The organism is Cupriavidus sp. HMR-1 (genome assembly GCF_000319775.1).
Classification (GTDB): Bacteria; Pseudomonadota; Gammaproteobacteria; order Burkholderiales; family Burkholderiaceae; genus Cupriavidus; species Cupriavidus metallidurans.
Genome location: NZ_ANKP01000019.1, coordinates 39,389 through 49,253, shown reverse-complemented (window position 1 = coordinate 49,253; position 9,865 = coordinate 39,389). Strand labels below are relative to the sequence as shown.

Here is a 9,865-nt window from a genome sequence, read left to right as displayed (position 1 = left end):
GCATGAGCGCGAGACGGCACGCCTGGCGCGTGCGTCGGGTGCGCTGGAGCTGCTGGCGCCCCAACGCACGCTCGAGCGCGGCTATGCGGTGTTGCTTGACAATCGTGGCCGCGCCCTGCGGTCGCCGGTCGAGTTGCGTGCGGGCAGCATTGTGGAGGCCCATTTGGCGGACGGGGTTGCCGACATCGAAATCGCCGGTGTGCAGGCCAAGCTGGCAAGCTTCTGACAACTGCCCCCGGCCCTGTGCCGGGGAAACTAACATGAGGGCAGGGGGCTTTCCGGCGTCGTTTGCGCGGGTCTGGCAAGTCACCTACAATCGGCAGTTCTCCCCACCACAAACCGCAGAGACAGAACAATGGAACACAAGCTCCCTTCTCTCCCGTACGCGCATGATGCCCTCGCTCCGCATATCTCCAAGGAGACCCTGGAGTTCCATCATGACAAGCATCACCAGACCTACGTCACGAACCTGAACAACCTGATCAAGGGCACCGAGTTCGAGAGCGCATCGCTGGAAGAGATCGTCAAGAAGTCGTCGGGCGGCATCTTCAACAACGCTGCCCAAGTGTGGAACCACACGTTCTACTGGGAATCGATGAAGCCGAACGGCGGTGGCCAGCCGACCGGCGCCCTGGCTGACGCGATCAACGCCAAGTGGGGTTCGTTCGACAAGTTCAAGGAAGAATTCACGAAGGTGGCCGTGGGCACGTTCGGTTCGGGCTGGGCCTGGCTGGTCAAGAAGGCCGACGGCTCGCTGGACCTGGTGTCGACCTCCAACGCCGCCACCCCGCTGACCACCGACGCCAAGCCGCTGCTGACCTGCGACGTGTGGGAACACGCCTACTACATCGACTACCGCAATGCCCGTCCGAAGTACGTCGAGGCATTCTGGAACGTCGTGAGCTGGGACTTCGCGTCGAAGAACTTCGCCTGAGCGAATTCGGCGAGTCGAAGCTGAGTAACAAGGCCCTCCTTAGCGAGGGCCTTGTTTTTTGGGGCGCGGGTGATGAACAGAGGCCAGTTCATCGTGCTGAGCACAGGGTGAATTGCCGCATAATCCACACTGTTCCCGAACGGCCTTCACCCACTGTCATGCCCACGCCTACCAAGCCCTCGACCCGGTCCGTTACCGCATCCCGCGCCCGGTCGGCCAAGCGAGGCGCCGAAGAGGTGGTGCGTCCGCCGTTGCAGTCGCGTAGCGAAAAGAGTCTGGAGAAGATGGTGGCGGCCTGCCGCGCCCTAGCCGAGGAGCGCGGCAATCTCGACGACATTTCGCTGAACGAGACCGTTGCCAGGGCGGGCACGTCGATTGGCGCGTTCTATGGGCGTTTCAAGGACAAAGAGGCCTTTCTCGGCTATGTGCTCGAAGTGGCGTTGCGCGAGGCGGAGGACGTCATGCAACGCTCGATCGACGAGGAGCCTGTCTGGCAGGCGGGTCCCGCGCAGGCGATCGTCGAGCGCATCATCAGCGGCTACGTCGGCCAGTTTCGGCTGAATCGTGGCTTGTTCAGGGGATTCCTGCGGCACTACTCGGCGCGTGACGCGCGCGACAACCCGATGCGCGATGCCAACCGGCGGATCTACGGGCTGGTCGTGCCGTCGCTCGCAGCGCAGCTGGGCGATCGGCCCCAGGACACAGCGGAATTTGAAGTCCGCGCCGCGCTGCAGTTCATGGTGGGCACGCTCGCCAACATCCTGCTCAACGATCCGGGGCCGCTGCATCTCGATGACGATGCTCTGGCGCTGCACCTGAATCGCATGATGGTCCGCTACCTCGGATTGCCTGAGGCAGTCGCGCCTGTAGCATCCGCGGCGCCTCGCCGCAGCAAGCGCTAGCCTCCAGTTATCGCGCGTCTCGCGTTAGGCGTTTCCCGAGCGAAACCCTATCAGTATTTGCCCTCTGCTGTCTGAACCGAAAAATAGCACTACCGTTCGTAATCCGGTCGGATGGCACATGCCTTCCGGCACGCCCCCGGTGCGCGCGCGAGCACGCAAGGAGACTACGAATATGGCAGAAGCGTTGACATCGTCACGAGGCAGTGTGTTGCCGCAAGAGGCTGAGGAAAGCGGCCCGGCCAATGTCTATCAGCCACGCAAGGCATGGACCATCGCCATCTGGCTGACTGCCTTCTCCGCCATCAACTTCCTCGACAAGGTCGTGCTGGGCATGCTGGCCGTGCCGATCATGGAGGATTTTCATCTGACGCCCACGAGCTTCGGCGTGATCGCCGGCAGCTTCTTCTGGCTGTTCTCGCTGTCGGCGGTCGTGGTCGGCTTCATCGGTAATCGGGTGGCCTCGCGATGGATCCTGCTGTGCATGGCGTTCATCTGGTCGGTGGTCCAGCTTCCGGTCGCCTTCGCGTCGAAGTCATGGGTGCTGCTGGCCTCGCGGGTAGCGCTGGGCGCGGGCGAGGGACCGAGCTTTCCGGTCTCGGCACATGCCCTGTTCAAGTGGTTCCCGCATGACAAGCGCAATCTGCCGGTGACGCTGATCAACCAGGGCGCGGTCATCGGGCTGCTGCTGGCGGGCCTACTCGTGCCCTATGTCTCGCACAACTGGGGATGGCGCACCAACTTCATCATGCTGGCGATTGCGTCGGCGGTGTGGGGGCTGGGCTGGCTTTGTTTCGGCCGCGAGGGCACGCTGAGTTCGGCCGCCGCCGATGACGGGCCCGCGCGCGCTGATACCTTGCCGCGACGTGTGCCTTACCGCAAGCTGCTGACCGACCCCACGATTCTGTCGGCCTGTTTCGTCGGCTTCACGGCGTACTGGAGTCTTGCGCTGGTGCTGACCTGGATTCCTTCCTATCTGGAGCAGGCGCTCGGCTTCGATCGCATCAGCGCGGGCAAGGTGTTCGCCGTGCAGGTTGCCGCGGGTATCCCCATCAGCATGACGCTGAGCTGGCTCTCGCAGCGCATGTTGCAGCGTGGCGCATCCACGCGTGTGGCCCGCGTGCTGTTCGGCGCCGTTTGCGTCGGCGTGGGCGGGCTGGGCCTGCTGGTGCCTGCATTCGTGCCGATGCCGACGCCTTATCGGCTGGTATTGCTCACCGCTGCGGCCACGCTGCCGAACATGGTGTTCTCGTTCGGCCCGGCGATCCTGGCCGAGATTACGCCCGACGCACAACGCAGCGCCATCGTCGCGCTCAATGTCGCGATATCCACCTGTGCGGGCGCCATCGCGCCGATCACGATGGGATGGTTCGTGCAGGCGCATCCGGGCGACCTTGCCCATGGATACGAACTTGGCTTTGCACTGGGCGGCGCGGTGATGCTGACGGGATTCGTGATGAGCTGGCTGGGTCAGCATCCCGAGCGTTCGCTGCGACGGCTGCAAGGCTAACGAACAGAGGCCGGCTTGCCGGCGAATCTCTGGCACGAAAAAAAACCCGGCAAGTATTTGCCGGGTTTTTTCACTTGCGCGGATTCAGTGCGCGCTGTCGGTGGCCTGCTTGATGGTGTCCATCACATGGCGGCGCGCGTCGAATTCCTCGGCTACCTTGTGATCGTTGGCGAACTGGGCTTCGACGTCAACGTTGGCGAACTCGATCGCGCCCATGGCGGCAAACGCGTCCTGCACGCGCTGGCTCCACAGACCGATGTCCTTGACCGTCGGCACGATCCGGCTGAACAGGCGCTGGCGGAACAGTCGCATGGTTTCCGAATCGCGTACCGCCTGCGCGCATTCGTCCTCGGGCAGGCCCAGCCGGCCCCAGACTTCCTTCTGGTCGAAGCGCTCGCGCATCAACTGGCAGGCTTCGATCACGAAGTCCTCGCGTTCGCGTTGTTCGGCCTCCGTCAGTTGCGGATAGTAGCCGCGCAGCGCGGTGCGGCCGAAGGCGACATGGCGCGACTCGTCCTGCATCACGTAGGCATTGATCGAAGCAGCCAGCGGGTTCTTCGCGAAGTCGCGAATGCGCTGGAAGGCGGCGAGCGCCAGCCCTTCCACCAGCACCTGCATCCCGAGGTAGCAGAAGTCCCAGCGCGAATCGGTCAGCGTGGTTTCCAGCAGCGACTTCAGACCGGGCGTGATGGGATAGAGCAGGCCGACCTTCTCATGCAGCAGACGCGAATAGGCTTCGACGTGGCGGGCTTCGTCCATCGTCTGCGTGGCTGCGTAGAACTTGGCATCCATGCCAGGCACCATCTGCACGATGCGCGCGGAGACCATCAATGCGCCCTGTTCTCCATGCAGGAACTGCGACAGCGAATGCGCCTGCTGGTGGCGGCGTACCTCGATGCGGTCGTGGTGGCCCAGCTTGTCCCACAGCTTGGTGCCGTAGATCGGGATCATGCGGTCATCGAGTTCCTGCGGGTTCTCCGGGTCCAGCTCCTGGGACCAGTCGATCCGGTCGCTCGCGTTCCACTGCTGCTTCTTGCTCGTCTCGTAGAGCTGCAGCAGCTTGGACGACCCATTGTCGTATTCCCAGTTGAACTCTGTCGCTACCTGGCTGCCGACGGACCAGCCGGTCTGGTCCACAGGCAGGGTGTAACGGTGCATCGATGTCATGACGTCTCCTTTGGCTTGCCTTGGGGTTTGGCCGATCATCGTGACCTGCTGCGCCGGAGCCGGGAAGATCGGCCTTGTTCTTGCGGGGGCTTCCGACTATAAACAGAAGAATAATTCTGTTTCTGATTAATGCAAGGAGCCGATACAGGTTCCGCAGAACGAGGAGACGCGGATGCAGTTCCATCGCCTGACCGTTGCCGATGTGGTTGCGGAGACCGAAGACGCACGTTCGTTCGCGCTTGCGATACCCGAGCCGCTGCGCGGCGCGTTTCGATATCGTGCGGGGCAGCATTTGACCTTCCGGGTGGACGTCGGCGGGGAAACCCTGATGCGCAGCTACTCGCTGTCCAGTGCTCCGGAGTCCCTTGGGCTACCGGTAGTGACGGTAAAGCGGGTCGCGCGAGGCAGGGTGTCGAACTGGTTCCACGCGCACGTCGGCCCCGGCAGCGTGCTGGAAGTGAGCGCGCCCACCGGGCGCTTCGTGTGTGACGATGGCGCGGCGCCGCTGGTGTTCTGCGCGGCGGGTAGTGGCATCACGCCCGTCCTGTCGATGATTCGCTCCGCGCTAGCCACGACCACGCGCCACATCACGCTCTTCTATGCGAATCGTGATGCCGCGAGCGTCATCTTCGGGCAGGCCATTGCCAGGCTGGTGGCGGATCATCCGGAGCGGCTCGCGGTCCGGTGGCACTACGATGACGAACACGGCATCCCCGACGCGCAGACCCTCGGACAAATGCTGCGCCGCAATGCGGACTTCCACCTTTATCTTTGCGGTCCCGCGCCGTTCATGGCCATGATTCAGCAGGCCGCGGGCGAAGCCGGCGTGGCAGGTGGGCGTGTGCACCTGGAGCGTTTCGACGCCGCGCCCGTGGTCGCCAGCGCCGCGGTTACCGCCACGGCAGCGATGGCCTCATGCGATGCGCGCGTGACGATCAAGGGCGAACAGCATACGGTGCGGGTGGAGGGCGGCCAGTCGCTCCTGCAGGCCATGCTGGAGGCCGGGCTCGATGTGCCGTACGCGTGCGAGGAAGGCTACTGCGGATCGTGCGCGGCAAAATGCCTCGATGGCGAAGTCGCCCACGCGCACAACGACGTGTTCAGTCCCGACGAACTTGCCGCCGGCTGGATACTGGCGTGCCAGGCGCGTCCGCGTCACGATCGATCATTGATCATCACCTACGACGTATGAATCCGATCATTCCGATGCAGACCGTGGAAGGTTTGCGCACGCCGCGCCAGGAGCGCAGCGAGGCCTCCCTGCGGGCCATGCTTACGGCGGGGCGAGGGTTGATCAACGCATCCGGCAGCCTGACCGGCTTCTCGCTGGCCGAGCTGACCCAGGCGGCCTCCACGTCGGTTGGCGCGTTCTACACACGCTTTCGCGACAAGGAGACCTTTTGCGCGCTGGTGCTCGAGGATATGCTGACCGAACTCCGGGCCGGGCTCGATGCGCAGATGGCGCAAGACCCGGTCTGGCATGACGGACCGGCTGATGCCATCTGCGCACGCATCATCGCGTTCTACGTTGCCACCTTCCGCTCATATGCTGGTGTGTTCGCGGCCTACCTGCGACATGCCGCCAGCGGTGGACCGTTATGGGGGCCCATTCGCGATGCCAACCAGCGCATTCTCGATGTGATGGTGCCCTGCCTGTCCGGCCATCTGCGCGCGGAAGGGCGCGACTGGGCCGAGGACGAGATCCGGATGGCGATCCGGCTGGTGGTCAGTACCCTCACGAGCATCGCGCTGGAAGTGCCGCATGGCATCGGCATGGAGGACGCGGCGCTCGAGCCTCGCCTTGCCGCGATGCTGCAACGCTATCTGGCCGGGCCGCCGCACGTCCCGGCTCCATGAAGCAAGTTGATTCAACCAAGGAGACACAGAAGATGAAAGCCGCAGTGATGGAAAAAGCAGGCGCGCCGCTCGTGATCCATGACGTTGCCATTGCCGAACCGGGTCCGCGCGAGGTGCGGGTGCGAACGGCGGCTGTGGGGTTGTGCCATAGCGATCTTCACATGATGCAGGGCACCTATCCGCTACCGCTGCCTGCCGTGCTTGGGCACGAGGTGTCGGGTGTGGTGGAGGCCGTTGGCTCGCAGGTATCCGGACTGAAGGCGGGCGATCATGTGGTGGGCTGCCTGTCGGTCTATTGCGGCCACTGCTCGGTATGCGCGGCGGGCCGCCAGGTGCTGTGCCAGAACCCGGAGGTGAAGCTTCCGCCGGGCAAGGCCAACCGTCTGCGCCTGGCGGGAAATCCGCTCAGCCAGGTATTCAATCTTTCCGGTTTCGCCGAAGAGATCCTCGTGCACGAGAACGCGCTGGTGAAGATTCGTGACGATATGCCGCTCGATCGCGCGGCGTTGCTCGGCTGCGCGGTCATTACTGGCACGGGTGCGGTTTTCCACAGCGCGAAGGTGCCGCCGGGCAGCACCGTGGTGGTGGTCGGTTGCGGCGGCGTCGGGCTCTCCGTGATCAACGGCGCGGCGATTGCCGGCGCGTCGCGTGTGATCGCCGTGGACATGCTGCCTGCCAAGCTGGAACTGGCTCGCAAGTTCGGGGCGACCGACGTCGTCAATGCGGGCGATGGAGACCCGGTAGCGCAGGTGATGCAACTGACCGGCGGCGGTGCCGAATTCGCCTTCGAATGCATCGGCCTGAAGCAGACCGCCGAGCAGTGCTACGCGATGCTGGCCCCCGGTGGCACGGCGACGGTGATCGGCCTGTTCCGTCCTGATGCGAGGATCGAACTGCCCGCACTCGACTTCCTGAAAGAGAAGCGCATCCAGGGCTCGTTCATGGGTTCGAACCGCCTGAGTCTGGATATCCCTCGACTGGTCGAGTTGTACATGCAGGGCAAGCTGCTGCTCGACGATCTGATTTCGCAGCGGATCTCGCTGGAGGACATCAATGAGGGGTTCATCGCGATGCAGTCGGGAAGTGTGGCGCGAAGCGTGATCACGTTCCCTGGCGTAGGCGGGCTGTAAGAGGCCGCCCATCTGCCGCGCGCCATGCCGGATGCGGCGTGGCGCGCGGTGTCCTAACTGCTACAGCTATTGCGCGGTCCAGCCGCCGTCCATGGCCCAGGCTGCGCCGCGCACCTGATCGCCGAACGGCGAACAGAGCATCAGCACCAGATTGCCCAACTGCTCCGGCGTGACGAACTGCCCCGAGGGTTGCTTGTCCGACAGCAGCCGTGCCTGAGCCGCTTCCAACGAAATGCCGTCTCGCTTCGCGATCGCATCGATTTGCGCCGCTACCAGCGGCGTCAGCACAAAGCCGGGACAGATCGCGTTGCAGGTGATGCCGGTACCGGCCGTTTCCAGCGCGGTGACCTTGGTCAGCCCGACGAGACCATGCTTGGCCGCCACGTAGGCGGACTTGCCGGCTGAGCCGACGAGCCCGTGCACCGACGCGATATTGACGATACGACCCCAGTTACGGGCTCGCATCGCGGGAACCACGTGCCGGGTTGTGTGGAAGCTCGACGTCAGGTTGATGGCAAGGATGTCGTCCCACTTCTGCGCGGGGAAGTCCTCTACCTGCGCCACATGCTGGATGCCGGCGTTGTTGACCAGCACGTCCACGGCGCCAAAGCGATCCCGTGCCATGGCGATCATCGCTTCGATCTCATCGGGCTTGCGCATGTCCGCCGGATGATGGGCCAATTGCGCGCCAGTCGCCGCAATTGTGGCGTGCGCCGCGTCGACATCGCCGAAGCCGTTCAGCACGATGTTCGCGCCAGCGCGGCCCAGCGCTTCGGCGATGCCCAGTCCGATGCCGCTGGTGGAGCCGGTGACCAGCGCGGTCTTGCCTTGCAGATTGACCATTGCCGCTCCTTAGACCAGACCGGTAGCGTAGAACACGAAGATGACGAAGAACACCGCCATCGTCTTGATCATCGTGATTGCGAAGATGTCGCGATACGACTGGCGATGCGTCAGGCCGGTGACCGCCAGCAGCGTGATTACTGCGCCGTTATGCGGCAGCGTGTCCATGCCGCCGCTGGCCATCGACACCACGCGGTGCAGGACTTCCAGCGGAATCTGGGCGGCGTGCGCGCCCTGGATGAAGACGTCCGACATGGCGGCCAGCGCGATGCTCATGCCGCCCGATGCCGACCCCGTGATACCCGCCAGCGTGCTGACCGACACCGCCGCATTGACCAGCGGATTGGGAATGCTGCGCAGCCCATCGCTCACCACCAGGAAGCCCGGCAGCGCGGCGATCACGCCGCCGAAGCCGTATTCCGATGCGGTGTTCATCGAGGCCAGCAGCGCACCGGACACGGCGCTCCTGGTACCTTCGGCAAAGCGCGAGCGCACCGCGCCGAATGCGGTCACGAGCACCACTACGATGCCGAGCAGCAGCGCGGCTTCCACTGCCCAGATCGCGGTCACGCTGGCGATCTTGGTTTCCACCGGCTTGGCCAGGCCGGGCAGCGACACGCTGTTGGCCTCGCCATACCAGAGCGGAATCATGCGCGTGAGCCAGAAGTTGGACACCCCCACCACGATCAGCGGCAGGATGGCCAGCAGCGGCGGCGGCAGCTTGCCGCCTTCCACACGTTGCGGTTCGTTCAGCAGGTTGGTGCCGTAGCCCTCGCCATTGGCGGCGGCCACGCGGCGGCGCCACTCCAGGTACGACAGGCCAACGATGATGATGAACAGCGAGCCCGCCACGCCCAGCACGGGCGCGGCCCACGAGGTGGTCTTGAAGAACGTGGTCGGGATGATGTTCTGGATCTGCGGCGTGCCCGGCAGCGAATCCATCGTGAACGAGAACGCGCCCAGTGCGATGGCGCCCGGCATCAGGCGCTTCGGGATATTGCTCTGGCGATAGAGCTCGGCGGCGAACGGGTAGACCGCGAACACCACCACGAACAGCGACACGCCGCCGTAGGTCAGCAGTGCGCAGACCGCCACGATCACGGCATTGGCGCGCGAGCGGCCGATATAGCGGATCGCCGCGGCGACGATCGACTCGGAGAAGCCCGAAAGCTCGATGACCTTGCCGAACACGGCACCCAGCATGAACACCGGGAAGTAGAGCTTCACGAAGCCGACCATCTTCTCCATGAAGATGCCGGAAAACACAGGCGCGACGGCCGACGGGTCGGTCAGCAGCACTGCGCCTAGCGCGGCGATCGGTGCGAACAGGATGACGCTGTAGCCGCGATAGGCGGCGAACATCAGGAACGCCAGGGCGGCGAGCACGATGACGAAAGACATGAGGTCTCCGAAGACTTGTTATTGGATACCCCCTGGATGTGGCGCAAGGGGCAACTTTTGGGGGCCGCTTGTTCAGCACGTTCCATGCCCACGCTATAAGTTATCTATACGGCATATTCATGAC

General features: G+C 64.1%; 10 protein-coding genes. 7 read left to right on the top strand and 3 right to left on the bottom strand.

The genetic code is table 11. From position 1 onward, the window contains the following. From D769_RS00475 to D769_RS00460, 4 genes are all read left to right on the top strand, one after another. On the top strand, window positions 1-226 hold a 226-nt coding region (locus tag D769_RS00475), incomplete at its 5' end, for an exodeoxyribonuclease VII large subunit (RefSeq protein WP_008640958.1). Window positions 227-355: 129 nt separating this feature from the next. Beyond that, window positions 356-934 (top strand): superoxide dismutase [Fe], encoded by a 579-nt coding sequence (sodB, locus tag D769_RS00470; protein ID WP_008640957.1) that lies wholly within the window; start codon window positions 356-358, stop codon window positions 932-934. A gap of 158 nt (window positions 935-1,092) precedes the next feature. Then, window positions 1,093-1,836, top strand: coding sequence for a TetR/AcrR family transcriptional regulator (locus D769_RS00465; protein ID WP_152414893.1), 744 nt, complete (start codon window positions 1,093-1,095; stop codon window positions 1,834-1,836). A 172-nt stretch (window positions 1,837-2,008) separates the two neighbouring features. Continuing rightward, window positions 2,009-3,343: an MFS transporter gene (locus tag D769_RS00460; protein ID WP_008640955.1), complete on the top strand. Its 1,335-nt coding sequence runs from the start codon at window positions 2,009-2,011 to the stop codon at window positions 3,341-3,343. Window positions 3,344-3,427: 84 nt separating this feature from the next. On the opposite strand, the gene D769_RS00455 is transcribed toward D769_RS00460, so the two are convergent. After that, on the bottom strand, window positions 3,428-4,510 hold the full coding sequence (locus D769_RS00455; protein ID WP_008640954.1) for a ferritin-like domain-containing protein: 1,083 nt from the start codon (window positions 4,508-4,510) through the stop codon (window positions 3,428-3,430). 172 nt (window positions 4,511-4,682) lie between these two features. Between D769_RS00455 and D769_RS00450 the strand changes: the two genes are divergently transcribed. Genes D769_RS00450 through D769_RS00440 form a run of 3 tightly spaced genes read left to right on the top strand, consistent with a single transcriptional unit; the run spans window position 4,683 to window position 7,497 of the window. Continuing rightward, window positions 4,683-5,702 carry a ferredoxin--NADP reductase gene (locus D769_RS00450; protein WP_008640953.1) on the top strand — a complete coding sequence of 340 codons (1,020 nt, stop codon included), beginning with the start codon at window positions 4,683-4,685 and terminating at the stop codon, window positions 5,700-5,702. Beyond that, window positions 5,699-6,367, top strand: coding sequence for a TetR/AcrR family transcriptional regulator (locus D769_RS00445; RefSeq protein ID WP_008640951.1), 669 nt, complete (start codon window positions 5,699-5,701; stop codon window positions 6,365-6,367). The genes D769_RS00450 and D769_RS00445 overlap by 4 nt, the downstream gene beginning before the upstream one ends. A gap of 32 nt (window positions 6,368-6,399) precedes the next feature. Next, complete coding sequence (locus tag D769_RS00440; protein ID WP_008640950.1) at window positions 6,400-7,497, top strand: Zn-dependent alcohol dehydrogenase; 1,098 nt, start codon at window positions 6,400-6,402, stop codon at window positions 7,495-7,497. Between the two features lie 66 nt (window positions 7,498-7,563). On the opposite strand, the gene D769_RS00435 is transcribed toward D769_RS00440, so the two are convergent. Both D769_RS00435 and D769_RS00430 read right to left on the bottom strand, forming a co-directional pair. Then, window positions 7,564-8,340, bottom strand: a complete 777-nt coding sequence (locus tag D769_RS00435) for a 3-hydroxybutyrate dehydrogenase (protein ID WP_008640948.1) — start codon at window positions 8,338-8,340, stop codon at window positions 7,564-7,566. Between the two features lie 9 nt (window positions 8,341-8,349). Then, window positions 8,350-9,741: a GntP family permease gene (locus D769_RS00430; protein WP_008640947.1), complete on the bottom strand. Its 1,392-nt coding sequence runs from the start codon at window positions 9,739-9,741 to the stop codon at window positions 8,350-8,352. Window positions 9,742-9,865: the final 124 nt, after the last annotated feature.

Coding starts and splice junctions, on each gene's coding strand:
- sodB (WP_008640957.1), top strand. CDS start 356: ATGGAACACAAGCTCCCTTCTCTCCCGTACGCGCATGATGCCCTCGCT.
- D769_RS00465 (WP_152414893.1), top strand. CDS start 1,093: ATGCCCACGCCTACCAAGCCCTCGACCCGGTCCGTTACCGCATCCCGC.
- D769_RS00460 (WP_008640955.1), top strand. CDS start 2,009: ATGGCAGAAGCGTTGACATCGTCACGAGGCAGTGTGTTGCCGCAAGAG.
- D769_RS00455 (WP_008640954.1), bottom strand. CDS start 4,510: ATGACATCGATGCACCGTTACACCCTGCCTGTGGACCAGACCGGCTGG.
- D769_RS00450 (WP_008640953.1), top strand. CDS start 4,683: ATGCAGTTCCATCGCCTGACCGTTGCCGATGTGGTTGCGGAGACCGAA.
- D769_RS00445 (WP_008640951.1), top strand. CDS start 5,699: ATGAATCCGATCATTCCGATGCAGACCGTGGAAGGTTTGCGCACGCCG.
- D769_RS00440 (WP_008640950.1), top strand. CDS start 6,400: ATGAAAGCCGCAGTGATGGAAAAAGCAGGCGCGCCGCTCGTGATCCAT.
- D769_RS00435 (WP_008640948.1), bottom strand. CDS start 8,340: ATGGTCAATCTGCAAGGCAAGACCGCGCTGGTCACCGGCTCCACCAGC.
- D769_RS00430 (WP_008640947.1), bottom strand. CDS start 9,741: ATGTCTTTCGTCATCGTGCTCGCCGCCCTGGCGTTCCTGATGTTCGCC.